14 protein-coding genes and 2 riboswitches are annotated in these 18,246 nt (G+C 39.2%); of the genes, 5 read left to right on the plus strand and 9 right to left on the minus strand.

What is annotated here, in order from left to right; genetic code table 11:
* The 4 genes from H4J62_RS13025 (at position 1) to H4J62_RS13040 (ending at position 6,019) form a co-directional block, all read left to right on the plus strand.
* Positions 1-1,410 carry a sigma 54-interacting transcriptional regulator gene (locus H4J62_RS13025; RefSeq protein ID WP_310733515.1) on the plus strand — a complete coding sequence of 470 codons (1,410 nt, stop codon included), beginning with the start codon at positions 1-3 and terminating at the stop codon, positions 1,408-1,410.
* Positions 1,411-1,427: 17 nt separating this feature from the next.
* Positions 1,428-1,874: a MarR family winged helix-turn-helix transcriptional regulator gene (locus tag H4J62_RS13030; RefSeq protein WP_182216662.1), complete on the plus strand. Its 447-nt coding sequence runs from the start codon at positions 1,428-1,430 to the stop codon at positions 1,872-1,874.
* A gap of 395 nt (positions 1,875-2,269) precedes the next feature.
* A riboswitch (cobalamin riboswitch) is annotated at positions 2,270-2,441 on the plus strand.
* A gap of 29 nt (positions 2,442-2,470) precedes the next feature.
* Positions 2,471-4,534, plus strand: coding sequence for a TonB-dependent receptor (locus tag H4J62_RS13035; RefSeq protein WP_259364952.1), 2,064 nt, complete (start codon positions 2,471-2,473; stop codon positions 4,532-4,534).
* Positions 4,535-6,019: a cadherin repeat domain-containing protein gene (locus H4J62_RS13040; RefSeq protein WP_182216660.1), complete on the plus strand. Its 1,485-nt coding sequence runs from the start codon at positions 4,535-4,537 to the stop codon at positions 6,017-6,019.
* 527 nt (positions 6,020-6,546) lie between these two features.
* On the opposite strand, the gene H4J62_RS13045 is transcribed toward H4J62_RS13040, so the two are convergent.
* The 8 genes from H4J62_RS13045 to H4J62_RS13080 all read right to left on the minus strand — a co-directional run bounded on the left by H4J62_RS13045 (position 6,547) and on the right by H4J62_RS13080 (position 14,308).
* A complete protein-coding gene (locus tag H4J62_RS13045; protein ID WP_182216658.1) occupies positions 6,547-7,386 on the minus strand; it encodes a cobalamin-binding protein in 840 nt (279 codons plus the stop codon).
* 41 nt (positions 7,387-7,427) lie between these two features.
* Positions 7,428-8,924: a cobyric acid synthase gene (locus H4J62_RS13050; protein ID WP_182216656.1), complete on the minus strand. Its 1,497-nt coding sequence runs from the start codon at positions 8,922-8,924 to the stop codon at positions 7,428-7,430.
* Positions 8,924-9,526 (minus strand): bifunctional adenosylcobinamide kinase/adenosylcobinamide-phosphate guanylyltransferase, encoded by a 603-nt coding sequence (cobU, locus tag H4J62_RS13055; RefSeq protein WP_182216655.1) that lies wholly within the window; start codon positions 9,524-9,526, stop codon positions 8,924-8,926. Before cobU ends, H4J62_RS13050 begins: the two co-directional genes overlap by 1 nt.
* Positions 9,523-10,359 carry an adenosylcobinamide-GDP ribazoletransferase gene (locus H4J62_RS13060; protein ID WP_182216653.1) on the minus strand — a complete coding sequence of 279 codons (837 nt, stop codon included), beginning with the start codon at positions 10,357-10,359 and terminating at the stop codon, positions 9,523-9,525. Before H4J62_RS13060 ends, cobU begins: the two co-directional genes overlap by 4 nt.
* On the minus strand, positions 10,360-11,442 hold the full coding sequence (gene cobT / locus H4J62_RS13065) for a nicotinate-nucleotide--dimethylbenzimidazole phosphoribosyltransferase (protein ID WP_182216651.1): 1,083 nt from the start codon (positions 11,440-11,442) through the stop codon (positions 10,360-10,362).
* Between the two features lie 11 nt (positions 11,443-11,453).
* Positions 11,454-12,473, minus strand: a complete 1,020-nt coding sequence (locus tag H4J62_RS13070; RefSeq protein ID WP_182216649.1) for an iron ABC transporter permease — start codon at positions 12,471-12,473, stop codon at positions 11,454-11,456.
* A complete protein-coding gene (locus tag H4J62_RS13075) occupies positions 12,466-13,329 on the minus strand; it encodes an ABC transporter ATP-binding protein (protein WP_220465963.1) in 864 nt (287 codons plus the stop codon). Before H4J62_RS13075 ends, H4J62_RS13070 begins: the two co-directional genes overlap by 8 nt.
* Before the next feature lie 145 nt (positions 13,330-13,474).
* Positions 13,475-13,624: riboswitch (cobalamin riboswitch) on the minus strand.
* Between the two features lie 72 nt (positions 13,625-13,696).
* Positions 13,697-14,308, minus strand: a complete 612-nt coding sequence (locus H4J62_RS13080) for a histidine phosphatase family protein (protein ID WP_182216647.1) — start codon at positions 14,306-14,308, stop codon at positions 13,697-13,699.
* 71 nt (positions 14,309-14,379) lie between these two features.
* Between H4J62_RS13080 and H4J62_RS13085 the strand changes: the two genes are divergently transcribed.
* Positions 14,380-14,619 carry a hypothetical protein gene (locus tag H4J62_RS13085; RefSeq protein WP_182216645.1) on the plus strand — a complete coding sequence of 80 codons (240 nt, stop codon included), beginning with the start codon at positions 14,380-14,382 and terminating at the stop codon, positions 14,617-14,619.
* Positions 14,620-14,724: 105 nt separating this feature from the next.
* On the opposite strand, the gene H4J62_RS13090 is transcribed toward H4J62_RS13085, so the two are convergent.
* Positions 14,725-17,730: a TonB-dependent receptor gene (locus H4J62_RS13090; protein WP_182216643.1), complete on the minus strand. Its 3,006-nt coding sequence runs from the start codon at positions 17,728-17,730 to the stop codon at positions 14,725-14,727.
* Positions 17,731-18,246: the final 516 nt, after the last annotated feature.

Consider the following 18,246-nt stretch of genomic DNA (forward strand, 5'->3'; position numbering starts at 1 on the left):
ATGATGGTTTCAACAAACAGCAAAAAATTCGATCAGCAAAAAAGTGAAAAAATACTACTTGTTGATGACGATCCCAGTTTATTAAGATTACTTGGTATCCGCTTATCTGCTGCGGGTTATCAAATAGAGTCAGCAAACAGTGCTAAAATGGCTTTAGGTATTTTAGAAACATTTCATCCGCAATTAGTGATCAGCGATTTACGTATGGAAGGTATGGACGGTATGGCATTATTTGAAAAAATCCGTCAGCAACAGCCTAATTTGCCCGTCATCATTATGACCGCACACGGCACGATACCCGATGCTATTAGTGCGACTAAGCAAGGCGTATTTAGTTTTTTAACCAAACCTTTTGAAAGCCAAGAATTACTCTCTACTGTGCAAGAAGCCATTCGCTTACAACCACAAAGTAGCGCTCATAATACCGACAAAAAAGCCGATATTTGGCGCAAGAAAATAATTAGCCGAAGTGCCGTTATGTCTTCGTTGTTACAGCAAACTTATCAAGTTGCCCAAAGTGACTTTAGTTTATTGATCCATAGTCCCAGTGGTACAGGTAAAGAACTCCTGGCAAAAGCCGTGCATTTAGCAAGTAAGCGTCATGATAAAAAATTTACGGCGATTAATTGTGCGGCAATACCTGAACAATTACTCGAGTCGGAGTTATTTGGACACTGTAAAGGTGCTTTTACTGGCGCAGATAAAAATCATCAAGGGCTTTTCCAATCAACCCATGGCGGTACGTTATTTCTTGATGAAGTCGGCGACATGCCGATGAGCTTTCAAGTTAAATTATTACGCGCCTTACAAGAAAAAGAAGTGCGCCCAGTCGGCAGTGCCCAGTCAGTAAAAGTCGATGTCCGTATTATTGCCGCTACCCATAAAAATTTACAACAAGCCATCATAGATAAAAGCTTTCGTGAAGATCTTTACTACCGCTTAAATGTTGTGGAACTCACTTTACCAGCCCTGTCTGAACGACGTGAAGATATTCCTTTGCTTGCCCAGCACTTTTTAACAGTCGCGATTAAAAGTACCAGTCATAAAATAAACGGCTTTAGCCAAGCCGCGATGGAGATTTTAATTAGGGCTGAATGGCCCGGTAATATTAGACAATTACAAAATGTTGTTGAGCAATGCGTCGCTTTATCTACCGAGCCATTAATTAGTGAGAGTTTAATTAATAATGCTTTACGTAATGAAAGTGCACAGCTGCCTTCTTTTCAAGAAGCGAGAGAGCAATTCGAGCGTGACTACTTAGCAAAATTACTAAAAACCACCGAAGGTAATGTTTCACAAGCCGCAAAAATAGCGCAGCGAAACCGAACAGAATTCTATAAACTATTGAAAAAGCATCACTTAAATGCTGAATCATTTAGAGTAGACAACAACATGATTTCACAAGCATAGCCGAGCATAACTAAACGATGAAAAGCTTACACTTAACCAACTTTTTTCCTTATCAGCTGACGCAACTACAAGTAAAAGTGAGTGATAACATTGCTGATATTTACACAGGAAGATTTGAGCTTTCTCGTCAAGAATGGCGAGTGCTAGCCAGCTTAGGTAACGGAGAGTTATTATCCGCAAAGCAGGTAGGTGAACAAACTAACTTAGAAAAAATGCCGGCGAGCCGCGCAATAACAAGGATGCAAGCTCAGGGATTATTGGTTAAAAACACAGATAAATCCGATAAACGCTCTTCGCTATTAAAACTAACCACGCAAGGTTTGGCTATATATCAACAGTTAATACCTATGGTGCTAGCTCGTGAGCAAGAACTATTATCGGTATTAAGTGCTGAAGAAAAAAATCAGCTAGCTAATATTATTGAAAAATTAACTTTAAAATCAGTGGATATAGCGAATCAATAACAATGACAATTGTCGCTGATAATGACTAGCCAAACTCTCCATTAAACAGCCTAGGTGAAATTGGCAGACAATAAATACCTACCGTAGAGCTTAGGTTTTATCGGCTGTTATTGAACGACTCATTATTAATTAAAAAGAAGAAATTGCCGTCACTAAAGTGTCAGTAACTTCAAAAAATGCCTCACCAGATCATCGTTAATACCATCAGATAAAATAGTCTGGCAACAAAATTTTTCTGATAATACGACATGTTTTACCTCTGAACTCAAAGGGCTGGGTCAAAATAAAGCGTAAATGACGTTGCGTTAAACCCGCCGAACGATTAAAGCTAACTAGCCATGAACTATAGATTTAATACTCTAACTGTTGACAAGCTATATTAATAGTCTCAAAATAACGACCATAATTGATTAGGTGCTCAATATTTATACTTCAACAAGGTATGAATTAGAGATAATCGGGAAGTTAGTACATGCTATGCATAATTCTAACGCTGCCCCCGCAACGGTAATACTTTACGCTATGTAAAGTTAAGCCCGGAGACCGGCCTAAATGATATCGAATGACTTGCAGTGCGGTGGGCGCTACGGAATTTAATGACATTAGCAATAGCTAGTTGTCATGATCCTTCCGTACCTCCCTCAAAATTTTTTGAGGTTATTATTTTTTCTTATTTACGAAATATCTTTGTTCCTTTACTCATAGCGATGCCTGTATTTGCGCAAGTAGAAGACGTGTCAACTGACGATATAGAAGTCATTGAAGTTGTTAATGATCAGTCATTTAATACACCTAATTATCAAGTATTACATCGCGAAAGCTTTATATACTCATCGCAAACGCTTGCCGATATTTTACAGTCGATAAATGGCATTCAAATTCGCCAAATAAGTGGCATTGGTAATCCTGTCTCTGTTTCAATTAGAGGGTCGAGTAGTAAGCAGGTCCAACTTTATATTGATGGTCAACTGATTAACGATAGCCAATTTGGTGGTTTTGATTTAAACCAGATACCCACAGAACAAATTGAAAGTATTGAAATCAGTAAAAATCAAGCGATTGGTACCGGCGCTACCCCTATAGGTGGTGTTATTCGCATTAACACTTACAACCCCACTGAAGACTCCAGTAAATTAACCTTGGCCACCGGCTCATTTGGCTATCAAGAAGTTAATGCTCTTTATAATAAAGCATTTAAAACTCACAGTCTGTCTTTTGGTGGTCATTATATTAACAGTGACAACGATTACGATTTTATCGTTCCAGCGGGCTTTAGTAGTAGTGATACGTCTGACAGACAAGCATTAAGAAATAATGAGTTTACAAAGAAGTCTTTTTTTATAAACGACATATTCCAATTTAATCAACATCAGATCAGGGTCAATGTACAGTATAACGATCAAGAAAAAGCCCTGCCTAATTACCAAAACAACTCCCCTGAAAACAATTCGACGTTAAACTCTGACAACTTACGCTATAGCTATCAACATCAATGGTTAAGCAAATCCCCTTGGCTAAATTCAATAGAATTTGAAGCCTACGCTGAAAATAAAGATGAGCGTTATATTTCAAGTCCCGACTCGATAAAACTTGATATCAATGATTATGAAACAACAAAAAAACATATCGGCTTTAAACCTTACCTTACATGGAACGAGTTTAATCTAGTGCCATTTGTCAGTTTTAATAAACAAAATTTCAGCTCTGTTAGCGAACACAACGGAAAACCAACACAATGTAATGGTATAGCGTCATGTGATATTTCAGCAAAACAAGAACAACTCAACATAGGCTCTCGCATTGAATGGCAACCCGAGTCACTCCCTATAGAAGTGTATGCATTGTTGAGTAACCTACAAGAGAAAAATTCAAACATAGCGATTAATCAATCCAGTGCAGCTAAGTTTGTAGCCAATGATAATTATCAAACAACTGAAGTCGGGTTAAGCTTTAAGCAAGGTAATTTAAAAGTTACCAGTAACTTAAGTAATGGTGTGAGAACACCGACATTGTACGAATTATTTGGTGATAGAGGCTCCTTTAAAGGCAACGATAATTTATTGCCAGAGGAAGCAAAAACACTCTCAATGGGTGGGCAGTACCTTTACAAAAGTCTGTCTATATCTTCATCTATTTACCAACAAAAATTAGAAAATTCAATTGTCGCCATTTTTAACTCAAGTAATGTCGGTAGCTATAGAAATGTCAGTAATGCAGACTTGTTAGGTATTGAAATTCAAACAAATTATCAATTATTAACACAATTATCTTTCGCACTACAAGCCAATATTATAGATAGTGAAACCACATCAAAATTTGTCGCATTTAATAAGAAGAAACTACCTGGTATATATCATCAACAGTACAGTGTAGCGTTGAAATACAAGGTAAATTCCGCATGGAACATGTCATTTAAAGTAAGTAAAGATAAAGACTTGTACTTCAATCTCATTAACAGAATTCAAAATAATAACGGTCATGTAGGTAATGGTAATCCAGCCAACCGCACCGTATCAGATTTTTCAGTCAACTGGAAAAAAGGCAAACATAGAATATCTTTTGCCGCCAATAATTTATTTAACGACAAATACCAAGATCTTGCGAATAGAACATCGCAGGGTCGTAGCTTAAAAATAAAATACACAATTAAGGGATTTTAAATGTTAACTAGCTTTAAAAAACACATATTACCATTAAGTTTAGTACTGAGCACTTTTGCTCTTGCAGGCTGTGGCGGAAGTTCAAAAAACAATGTCGCACCAATAGTTACCGGCGCAAGTAGCCCAACGATAGAAGAAAACACAACATCAGTTGGCACCTATAATGCTACTGATGCCGATGGAGACGCTATCGTACTTTCACTTACGGGTAATTCAAGTGGTTTATTTAGCATTACACAAAGTGGTGAATTAAGCTTTATAGAGGCTCCTGATTTTGACAGCGGTGAAGTCGGTCCTTTCGCTGTCACAATTGTTGCAACGGATGACAGTAAAAAGAACTTAACCGGTGAATTGGCTATTCAAGTGAGTGTCGGTGATGTGAAAGACACACCATCATTCGCGGTTGTTCAAACAGTTGCACCTGATTTTTCAGGCTCTGAAGTTGTGACCTTAGACCCAATTACAGAGCAGGTCACCAAAGGCTATTATATTAAAGATGCCTCTGACTATACTGTTCGTAGCTACAATAAAGACGTTTTTCACATTGGCCGTTATAATATTGATTCTATTTCAAAATATAATGCTGATGCCCTTGATACAGAAGTTTGGTCATATACAACCCAAGATACCGGCGATTCAAATACTCGTAATCCCTATGACTTAGTGTCGGTCAATGAAAGCAAAGCTTATCTTTTACGTTACGGTTCAGACAAAGTTTGGATTGTTAATCCTCAGGCAACACAATTTGAAGATTTCAAATTAGGTCAATTAGATCTATCTAGCTACATCGCTGATAACAATAGTAATGGCACACCAAACCCTGCCTCAGCGACAATTGCCGACGGTAAACTGTTTATTGCTATGCAACGTTTATCAGACTCGTTTTCACCAAACACAGCTTATGTAGCCGTTTTTGATACAGCGACAGACCAAGAGATTGAAACAAATGCTGATGAAAATGATAATCTTAAAGGTATTCCGCTTCAAGGCTTAAACCCACTGGGTCATAGTATAGTGAGTCAAGGCGATACGGTATATGTTACAACACGTAACTCATATAGCAGTGCTGACTTAACCTCTAGTCGCATCGAAGCGATAGCGACAAGTGATTATAACTTGAGCAGTGTTTTGTCTGCTGCAGATATTGAAAATAATACCGGTGCTTATATTGGTTCAAGCGTCGTTGTATCCGAAACAAAAGGCTATTTTGTTGCCAGTGAAACATTTTTTACGCCAAGTTATTATGAGCTTTCAACGGTATATACCTTTAACCCGACAACGGGTGTTATTGCTAATGAAAAGGTAGCGGCTACAGGCACCGAACAAATTAGCTATATTGCTTTAGATGCTGCCAACTTTCTTTGGCTTAGCGTAAGCAATCCAGAGAAGCCAGGCGTTGATGTTATAAATACTGAAACTAACCTTAAAGCATTTCCAAGACTTGCAACAGAATTAAACCCATCTGCAATTGCCTTTATTGAATAAGATTCTCTTAAAGGTAAGACATTAAAAAATAATTTGATTTAGGGTACATATTTTATGTGCCCTTTTTTATTTTTACTCAGTGCTATATTAAGTTTAGTTAACGCACAATATTAAAGGGTTTAATTGCATTCATCTGTCTGAGTTCGAGAACGACCTTATTGAACGTCATATCAAGTGTCACTTGCTGCTAGCCGGCCAATGACTTGTTGAATCTTTTATCATAGCAATTACGTCTGCAGAACTAATGTAGTAGCTAAACTCAGCAGGTGTTTTTTGTTGTATCACTTTGCTATTTAAGATGAATAACCTGCGGTGATATGACTCGTAGCTCGATGTAATATGAAAAGTTTAATTTATCAAGACTTTGTCGTGTAATGACAACATATTAGACTTAAATTAAGCTCAATAAAAAGCATTACTTCCCGTGGTAATTACCATGGCTGGGGCTGCGCAAAATTATCATCGGCTTAGCCTTTAATTTACTGAGCTGATAGATAAATCATCAATCAGCTCAGTAAATTGAACCGCTATCTTTGCTGATCAATTTTTTCACACATATCTGCAACACCACTTAACATTCTGGTACTGAATCTATGTAATAAATCTGCATCAACGTGAATAAACTTATTGTTTTTCACCGCGGGTATTTCTGGCCATTTTTGCCAGTCAATAATGGGTTGTGGTTTATCGGAGTTTTCATCCGGTAAAATCATTAAGTGCGGCTGGGCAACAATAACGTTTTCCGTGCTTATCTTTGGATAAGGCGTCGGGTTATCCTTAAAAACGTTCACTCCCTGGCACACTTCAATTAACTGATTTATCCAAGTTGTGCCATTAATGGTCATCATTGGCTCTGACCACAGTTGATAAAAAACAGGGATGGTTTGCTTAGTTTTATTATCGAGCCGTAATTTTTTTAAACGTTGTTCATAAGCTAACGCGACACTTTCTGCTTGCTGTTGATGTCCGGTTAAACCGCCAAAATAACGTAATTCAGTGGCAACATCCGCAATATCTACTGGATTACTAAAAACAATTTTTAGTCCTAAGCGTTTCATTTTATCAATGTCACTTTGCGAGTTGCCTGACTTCCAAACAATAACTAAATCAGGATTCAATGCCAATAATTTTTCTATTTGCATGCCGTGATAGCTGCCAACACGCGGAATATCTAGCGCCGCTTTAGGGTAATCGGAATAGGCAACCGCACCGACTATTTTATCGCCAGCACCAATATCAAATAACATTTCAACAATATGTGGCGCTAAGGCAACGATGCGCTTTGCCGATTGCTCAGCAAAACTTTTACTGGGTATGACTATCAGCAATAAGCTTATTACGGCGAAGGATATAAATCTTTTTGTCATTTTATTAAGCCTTTTACTTTTTAAGAGGCGCTTTTAAAGCACTAGGGTGTGGTCGTTTTGCTGTTGTTAATAATATCTTCAATCGCTGATATTTTTAGGTATTGCTGGCAAACATTAGCCAAACGTTCAAGCTGTTGCTCTCGGTGTTCATCAAGATTAATCGTCCGCTGGATGTCATTGTTACTGTCTAACCAGTCAACTAATAATTGTGTCGCAGCCCCTTCATCAAAAATACCATGTAGGTAAGTACCCGCTATTTGATTATCATTTGAAACACAACCATCGCTGGTCTGATTGTCACTTTTATTGAACAACAGAGGCACAGGCGTTTTATTATCAATAGCCGTCATGGTAGAAACACCATAATGAATTTCATAACCTTTGACCTGACAACTTTTACTGCCCAAGGTCATAGTGGCAGAGACTTGTGCTAATTTTTTTTCTGCGGTTAATTCAGTAGTAAGTTCGAGTAAACCTAAACCCGTTATCGCCTCAATCGTTGACTCAATACCTTCAGGATCGCTGATAGTTTGCCCAAGCATTTGATAACCACCGCAAATACCAAACACTTTACCACCGTAGCGCAAATGACGCTCTATATCACTTTGCCAATCTTGTTCTTTAAGAAATTGCAGATCAAAAATAACATTTTTACTGCCGGGTAAAATCACTAAGTCACAATTGTTTATCCGCTCGCCCATTTTGACATAACGTAAATTTATTTCAGGGTTTAAACGTAACGTATCAAAGTCGGTATGGTTACTTATGTGCGGTAATAACGGTACAACAATATTTATTTTGGCTTGTTCAACCTTGTTTTCAATCGCAACGGCATCTTCGGCGTCAAGTGCTAAGTCGTGTAAATAAGGTAATACCCCTAATACTGGCTTACCCGTTTTCTCTTCTAACCAATCAAGTCCAGACGTTAATAAGTTAATGTCTCCACGAAAGCGATTAATTATAAAACCTTTCACGCGGTTTTGCTCTGAAGGTGATAATAGCTCGAGTGTCCCCACTAAGTGAGCAAAAACACCCCCCCGATCGATATCAGCAACGAGGATCACTGGACAATCAACGGCTTCGGCATAGCCCATATTAGCAATATCATTAGCGCGTAAATTTATCTCTGCGGGGCTACCTGCCCCTTCAACCATTAGCAGCTGAAACTCTTTCGCTAAACGGTGATGTGATTCGAGGACAGCGTCCATCGCTACTTTTTTATAGTCGTGGTAGCTGGTCGCCTCCATATTTGATATGGCTCGACCATGAACAATCACTTGTGCCCCCGTATCGCTATTAGGCTTAAGTAATATCGGATTAAAATCAACACGTGGTGCAATCTTTGCGGCCACTGCTTGTAGTGCTTGCGCCCGACCAATTTCACCACCATCACTAGTAACAGCACTATTTAAAGCCATATTTTGTGGCTTAAACGGTGCTACTTTATAACCTAAATTTACAAATACTCGGCATAAACCAGCAACCAAGGTACTCTTTCCAGCGTCAGAGGTGGTGCCCTGCACCATTAATGTTTTCATTAATTTTGTTGTTCCGATATTTTACTTATCAACGCGTCACTTTTTAATGTTAGTGGTAATCCAGCGATAACAAAATCGACTTGCTTGGCTAATGTAGCTAGTTCTTGATGCAGCCAACCTGCTTGGTCGACAAATTGTCGCGACAGCTCGCCCATAGGCACAATGCCATGCCCGACCTCATTACTAACAAAAATAAGTTTTTTTGATTGATAGGCGTTGGTATCGCTAATAAATAGCGTTATAAATTCGATAAACAGTGACTTTTGCTGGCGATAAAACTCGCTATCTTGATGGCATAAACAATTACTTAACCAAAGTGTTAAGCAATCAACCAGCACACAATCACTGCTTTGCAATGCTTGTTGAAGTGCCTCAGCTAAATACAACGGCGATTCAAGCAGTTGCCAATGTTGAGGACGTTCGCCTTGATGCTGTAAAATACGTGCGCTCATTTCCTTATCATGGGCTTGCGCCGTAGCGAGATAACATATCGTTAGCCCTGCTGATTCAGCCTGTTTGGCAATATTTTCGGCGAGGCTCGACTTTCCTGAGCGTGCTCCGCCTAAAATTAGATGAAGTGTATTAGCATCACTAATTTTCATAGGCCTGCCTCCGTCAAAAATGTTGTCGCTGGAGACGCTAAGACCAGTAAAATAGCATAAACCGCCACTTCTAAAATTTGTTGCGCAGCTCCTAAACAATCACCAGTAAAACCACCTAATTGACGATTAAACCAAAATATTAATAAAAGACGCATTAGCCATAAGCCCGCTATTAGTACTAAACAATGCACGGCTGGTAATAAGCTAAACATCACCACCGCTGCGGTAATTAATAAGATTAACAAGCCTTTTAGAGATAAATGCTGCGCTAAAGGTTTAACTTTTGATTGTGCATCTTCGCTGACATAAGCCATGCTAAAGATTAAACTGGTACTGACGGCTCGGCTTAAGGTATGCGCTATAATCAATGCCACAAAAAGTGCTAATAAAGGATTGCTGCTATGGCTACTTAATAACACTAAACTCTGATATTTGATCATTAAAATGAAAAATAAGCTGGCTGCGCCATAAGTCCCTAAACGGCTATCTTTCATAATGTTTAGCTTTTGTTCAACGGTCCAACCACCACCAAAGCCATCCCAAACATCAGCCCAACCATCTTCGTGAAAAGCGCCGGTAAGCAATAAGCTCGCCGCCATAGAAATAAGTATCGCTAAAGAAATGGGTAAAAAGCTCGCCAACAACACTAAAATAGAGGCGGTGATCACACCAATAAACAAACCAATTAAGGCAAAATATCGGCTCGCTTGATGAAGCATTTCAGGTTTTACCACCTCAGGTAAACGCACCGGTATACGAGTAAAAAAACTTAAAGCAAGTAACAACAAATAGTATTGTTGTTGGCATTGTTGCCAGCGTGATTGCTTAGTCATTTAATCTTCAGCTTTGTTAGTGTTAGCACCAGTAACATCGGTCACTTGCGCCTGAGTAAAGCTTGCCATATCATTATAAAAAGCCACAGCCGCCTGAATTAATGGCAGTGCTAATGCAGCGCCTGTGCCTTCCCCTAAGCGTAAACCTAAATTTAATAGCGGCTTAACCTGCAAATGGCTAAGCATTTTTTGATGACCTTGCTCACCCGAGCAATGGGCAAAAATCATATAATCTTTAACATTTTTATTAATACTGATAGCGAGCATAGCGGCGGCAGTACAAATAAAACCGTCAACAACAACAAGCATTTCTTGTTCGGCCGCCGCTAACATAGCTGCGGTAATTTGTACGATTTCAAAACCACCTAAAGACGCTAAAATTTCTTTAGGGCTGTTGAGACTTCCTTGATGAAGCACTAATGCTTGCTCAATGACCTGTTGTTTGATTTTTACTATTTCATCACTAACGCCAGTACCTCGTCCAACACATTCACTGGCTGGAATACCCATAACAGCGGCCATAATAGCTGCGGCAGAAGTGGTGTTACCAATTCCCATTTCACCAAAAGCGATTAAGTTACAGCCTTTTTCATGAACTGATTTGACCAAAGCAGTCGCTTTTTCAAAACCGAGTTCAACTTGCGCTAGACTCATCGCTGGGGCGATATTTAATGGTGCGGTGATATTGCCTATACGTTGATTGATAACGCCTGAACAATTATCGATTGGCGATAAAATACCCGCATCTACCACACTTAACTGCCAACCAAGCTGCTTACAAAAGACATTGATCGCCGCGCCACCGCTGGCAAAATTAGCGACCATTTGTGAGGTCACTTCACTAGGTGCAATAGAAACACCTTGCGCTGCGACACCGTGATCACCGGCAAATATAAATAAACTAGGATGTTTAATACTCAATGATTGTTGGTCAGTATTTACTATTGATAACTGCACAGCGGCAATAATTTTAGCGGTATCTTCTAGTTGGCCTAATGCGCCGAGTGGTTTAGTTTTTCCATCGATAGTCGACTGGATCTGTTGATTAAACACATCAGTTACTTTTTTAATAGCAAAGTTCATCAATAGCTCCTTTAAGCTTTATTTTTGCGAAAGTACAACAAGGATAAAAAGAATAAGCTCCCCAAAGCAGAAGTGATAACACCTACGGGTAGCTCTTGGTTTTCTAGTACAACTCTCGATAATACATCCACCCAAATCATAAAAATACCACCGACTAAAGCCGTTAACATAATGCCAAAAACAGTACCTTGAGAAACAAAAAATCGTACAATATGGGGTATCATCAAGCCAACAAAGCCTATACCACCACACAAAGAGACTAACGTTGCGGTGATCAGTGAACTCAGTACCAACATCACTAAGCGAAAGCGGTTAACATTAATACCTAAGGTTGTAGCACTTTCATCGCCTAGCAACATTGCATTCAGTTGGCGTCGATACGCTAACATCATAATGACACAGCTAATAATAACGACCGCGGGAAACCATAAAATAGACCATTGCGCACGCGAAAAACTGCCCATAGTCCAAAATAATATCGCCGTAACCGCTTGTGGATCGGTATGATAAAGTAACAAGCTAGTAAACGAGCTGAACAAAAACGATAACGCTACGCCAGCCAATAGCATAGATTCAACTTGTTGACTTTGCCGACGACCAGAGATCATTAGCAACATTAGCATCGCCACTAAACTGCCCGCAAAAGCCGCGACAGGTGTTACAACAGAAATAGTGCTGCCCAATAAAACAATAGATATAACGACTCCTAAAGAAGCCCCTGAAGAAATACCAAAAAGATAAGGGTCGGCTAATGGATTTCGCGTTACCGTTTGTAAAATCAGCCCAGAAACCGCTAAGCCACAACCCGCTAAAAAAGCTAAAATAGCGCGCGGCATACGTAATTCCCAAATAATACGCTCATAAAAAATCACCTCGCTCGCGTCTTTATCTGTGGATAAACTAGCCAGTAGACTCGAAGTAACATCGCTAAAACTAATATCTGCAGCACCTAAAGATAACGACGCAATAAAGCTGATAACACCAAAAGCTAAGGTCAGAAAAATAATCCACGAATGATTGACCTTAAACATGAGGTAACGCTCTACTTTCTGCCGTTTTTTCTTGAGTATCGTAGCCATAGAAATAAGAAATATGAGGAACCTTATGTTGTGGATGAAGAGAGACTTGCGCGCAGACACCAAATACATTTGATAACATTTCAGAGGTGATCACCGCTTGTGGTGACCCTTGCTCAACCAGTTTACCTTTATCTAACACCAGCAGTTGATCGCACATCGCACTGGCAAGGTTTAAATCATGAAAAGACGCAATAACCGTGATGCCTAGCGATTTAGCTAATTCAATAACCTGAATTTGGTAGCGAACATCAAGATGACTGGTTGGCTCGTCCATAATAAGTAAGCTGGGCGTTTGCACGATAGCACGAGCTATAAGTGCGCGTTGTTTTTCTCCACCGGATAAATGTTCAAAATTTTGTAAGTTTTTATCCACTAAGCCAACTTGCTTAATAGCACGGTCTATCTTAAGTCGGTCGCTGGCTTGTTCACGGGTAAATAGACCTTTGTGTGGCAGTAAACCCAGCGCAACAACGTCATGAACAGTTAAGTTAAAATGGGTGGGTGTTTCTTGTAAAACTACAGCGATATCTTGCGCATATTGATAGGCGTCATACTTTTGCCAAATATCTTTTTGATTAAATTGCACCAAACCAGAATCAGGTTTTACGTAACGATATAAGCAGCGAAGTAAGCTAGACTTTCCGGCACCATTAGGCCCTAAAATACCAGTAAAACTGCCTTTTTTAATGGTGAAAGAAATATCATCTAAAATAAGTTGGCTGTCGGCATGCCAAGAAAGATGCTGCACTGAAAGCAATGCGGTATTAGCGGTATTTATTGATGAGGATTGATCCTGGCTACTATTCAAAAATTGCTACTCACATACTATTGACACTTAAGGAGCATCAAACAGAGCACAATCAATCTCTTAGTATATGAAAAACTCAAGAGTCGACAATACAATGTTCGAGTAAACCCGCTCGACTTTGTTGGTTTTGCCTGTCATTTTGATAGGCAAATGACTCTAAATTAATGGGTATCCTGACTTAAGCTTTATGGTTATTAACTACCACTAAAAGGCTTTTACAGTTGCGGGTACAGTTGCGGTTTTTCACCACATTCCCACATTAAAAATGAGTTATATAATTTTGTTTGGAGATTATCGTCTGCTCACTAAAAATAGCAAGGTTTAATTGCCAATAACACCGAATTCATTGACTTATCGAGGTAACTTATCACCACACTATTTTTGGCCAATCAACGCCACTATCATCAGTATAAATATTAACTTTAACTAGCCCTGCATAAGGAATATCAATATGACTCATGTGAACCGTGCCCGGCATAGGCAAATTAAGTACACGCGCAATTAAGTGTTTGATAACACCACCATGCGCAACCACCAAGGTATTTCCTTCGGGTGCGTCTGCGAGCCATTCTTGCCACCAAGTATCGACACGCTTAACAAAATCAGCCATAGCTTCACCATTAGGCACAGTATGCTGCCAAGGGTTTTGCCAAAAATCACCCAGTGAAGGCTGCAGAGCACTGGCTTTTATCTGCCACAAGGCTTGATAGGTTTGTCCATCCCAATCACCAAAATTCATTTCTTTAAGGTTATCGCTTAATTGGAGATTAATGCTGTATTTTAATGAGTATGCTTTGGCAAACACCTGACAACGTTGCAAAGGTGAACTGATACAAAAGGATATCTCTGGTAATTTTTGGCTAACGTCCCACAGCTGTTGCAAGCCATTTTCAGAAAGTGCGACATCTGTTTTACCGGCTAAAATACCCGGTGTAGCAATTTCACCATGGCGTAATAAATATAAAGTCCGCTGTAGCAAAGCATTACCTCTTAATATATATAGTGTAAAAAAGCATAGCGTAACCTTAAATTCAACATTGCGTAAGTACTATGACAAATAGCTGTGCACTTATAAACAACAGCACAGGAGTCAATGTTGTTCACTTTAGCGAAAGTGAGCACTTAACTATCTTGCCATTTAGCCTCTCGTTAACCGAAGAAGCGCACGTTTTAACCTCTTCCTTTCCTTTCATGATGAGGCCTAGATTTAAAGCTGAAATACCTGCTAATTCGTTTGGATCTTGTGATACTGGTGGAAACCAAGGTGGTCCAGGTGGTCCTCCCCCTTAATACTTTAATGTAATAGCAAGAAGTGCCTAAATTCATCTATAAAAAAGCCGCTCAGTTTACCTGAACGGCTTGGCTAATTTAAATATGTTTAACTTTACTATTTAATTAGAAACTATAACGAGCAGTCAGTGTAATTCTACGTGGAGCTTGGTAGTTTACCGGTGTCGTATAGTTAGGGTTAGGCAGTCTCGATGAAGCCGAGCCTACGTCACCTGTTTCATTGTATTCAGTGACTTCTTGAAAGTTAAAGGCATTTCTAACATTGACTTTCACGGTTAAGCCATCAACATATTCCGGCTTATATGTTAAACCTAGGTCAACATTTTTAACCCATGGAGTACGGCCTTGATCGCCACGATTACCTAAGACACCACCACAGTAAAACGATGAAGCACCGTAATTAGCTAAACCGCCAGCATCAACACCTAACTCATCTCTAAGTTCGTCAAGCGGAATAAAACCAACACAGTTTCTTGGACGACCAGATTGTAAACTGAAATTAGCAGATACTGAAATCTCATCATTAACTTGGTATGCACCAAAAGCTTTAAAGGTGTGACGACGATCATTGGGTAAAGCACCATAGGCACCATGCTGAAATAATGCATTATCAATGTCTTGTGTTAAACCTGCATCCTCTTGCTCTAGAGTCGAGTTAACATAACCTTCTGAGTTACCTTCACTTTTAGCTAAAGTATAAGAGCCCTGCAAGAACCAACCGTCAGCAAAAGGCTTCTCGAAAGTGAATTCTAAAGCTTTATAAGTACGTTTGTATTTTTCTAGGCCAAAGTATTCTTCAGGAACACTTTCTACGTCGTAATTACCGTCATTGTTAAGATCCAGCGCAATAGAAAAATCATTACCTGGGTTCATCATCATACAGCCAGCCATTGATTTATAATCGAAATCATTATAACCATTGTCTGTTGCATAATCGATAAATGGCTGATGAGAACAGTAATCATCCATGCCATCTTTAACTTCACGGTAAATAGCCTTGGCACCTAAAATCCAGTCATCAACCTGCTGTTGATAGCCAAGAATAAATTCATCTTGATGCATAGGTTTTAAGTTTGTTGCCGCTACGGTTCTTGAATCAGGCGCTTTATCATCACCGTTAGAGTTTCTTGTACCAATAGCGTCGCCCACTTTATCAGGAGCAGCAGTGATTGGATTTTCATCAGCACTGTCTACATAAAAGTACTCTTCATAGCTCCATTCAGTGCCTGCAGCACGAATATTTGTATTAGCCGCGATTGGCATAAAGTAACGTCCGGCAGTACCGAAAAGTTTTTTGTTACCATCGCCATCCATATCCCAAGAGAAGCCCAAACGCGGCGCCAATTCACTGTCAGATTTAACAAATGAATCGCCATCACCGTTGCGGTTTTCAAAGCCTTCAGAACGTAAACCTAAGTACACCATCCACTCATCAGTAACTTGCCAAGTGTCTTCTATATAAAATGCTGTGTTTTCAACTTCATAAGAAGCAGAACCCGTATTACTTTCTCTATGGCGAATATATTCTTCACCTGCTGTTACAAATGCACCATTGACGCTTTGTCCGCCTGCTCCGTCAACATCTTGAGCTACATGCCAGCGCCAGTATTCGCCACCTGTAAAGGTAGTGCCTCGTTTAGTCGAGGTAAATTTCTCTTGGTCATAACCGACACGAAGTGTATGTTCACCTAGAATCCATTCTGCGCCTAAACGTAAAGAGTCGCGTTCATCAGTATCAGAAGCGATCCCAGCTTCAGGCACAGTACTTTGGCCTTGAGCAATACCCCAACAACCAATGCTTTGTGAACTTGAAGGTGTTTCACGGCGATCGAATACTAACTCACATTCAGCGCCAGGGCCGATATCAGGGTTACGCGTTTCTAGTTCATTGGTCATGTTGCCCCAAAGAACACTTACTGAGAAATCATCAGTTAAAAATCCGGTATAGTTAACGATAGTAACATCGCCACCTTTGGTGATCTCATAAGGGTCAGCAGCTTCACCATGAGTCCCAGTGTAATACATACCTTCAGGGTTACTGTATGAGGTAAATTCTTGTGTTTCTTCATTATCGATGTAAGTCATCTCTAATAAATGGTCGTCTGAGATATTCCAATCAAGCTTTAACAAGTACATTGGTGAGTCGTCTTTCATTGTCTCACTTGTTTGTTTGCCAAAGGTATTGCTTTCATCATCTTGGCCTTCAAATAAGCCAAAAAAGAATAGTTTATCTTCAACAATAGCGCCTGATGCATAGGCATTATAGGATAAAGAGTCAAATTCATTAGCTGAGCGGAATGAAGAATAACGGTTAGAGTATTCTAAATCAGGATCGCGAGAAGTAACATCTTTGCCATCTTCTCTAAAACTTGCTGGCGTAGATTCAATTGAGCCACCAAATTTCCATTCATTTGAACCACGTTTAGTTACTAAACTAACAACGCCACCTAATGAACGACCGTATTCTGCGCCATAACCACCGGTGCGAACTTGTTGCTGTGAAACAGCATCATAAGGAAGGTCAGCAAAAGAGGTAAAGTTACGAATATTAGTAACATCGAAACCATTAATAAAATAACCATTTTCAGCAATTGACGAACCACCAAAAGAGGCCGTATTACCATTTCCTAAACCAGAATCACCTGCTGTTGCTCCAGGAGCTAACAAAGCAACTGATGTCAAATCTCTTGCTACCGGTAATAAGTCTATTTGCTCAGCAGTAAAGACTGAAGTCGATTCTACCGATGTGGTATCGATACTAACTAAAGAATTACCCACAATAGAGATAATTTCAGAAACTTCTGTAAAATCAACATTACTGCCCTTACCAATAGCGACTAAGATGTTTCGAGTATCTACACCATTGTCGACAGTATATTTGCCTGTCGGCAACTTAGAAAAGTTAAAACGGCCATCTTCACCAACAACAACAACGCGTTTAAAACCTGTCGCTGGGTTCTGAATTGTTACACTTTTACCCTGAATGGCTTTACCGTAAATAGAGCCACTAACATTATCGGCAAAAGTCATCGGAGACGCAGCTAAACATGCCCCAACTGCGATAGCAGCTAACGAGCGATTAAAGCTTCGCTTTATATTTGAATTTTTCATTATTATGTTTATCTCCAGTATTTAATAATTATTATTTGAACAAACCAAAAATGTTACAAAAAAGTAACACTTTATTGCATTCTTACCCAAACAAAGTGACTTTACAAGCATAGTACGAAAAAAGCTGTAGAAAGTACTCAGCAGAATACTCTGATACTGTTGGCATTAGGATAACTTTGATTACCGCTATACAATTTTATTAGCATCTAGATTAAAAAGTTAAAATTCACCTTTATTAACAACAAGCTAATAAATATTTAGACGCAGTTGTTTAATAAAAATAATAAATTTTTATTAAACAACTGAAAAAATACCACATAAAAATCAACTTCAACGATTGTAAAAGCAATGAAATTATGGATATTAGAGTTAAAACCCCACTAAACTTCACACTTAAAAATAACATCCTCGTACTTTTAACAAAAAAATAACAATTAGGTAAAATCCGATAAAAAGACAAAATATAAAACTAGTGTAAAGTGTGAAATCAAATCACATGCTTTCAATAAGTCAATT

Origin of the sequence: Colwellia sp. BRX8-5 (genome assembly GCF_014077325.1) — a bacterium.
Lineage (GTDB): Bacteria > Pseudomonadota > Gammaproteobacteria > Enterobacterales > Alteromonadaceae > Colwellia_A.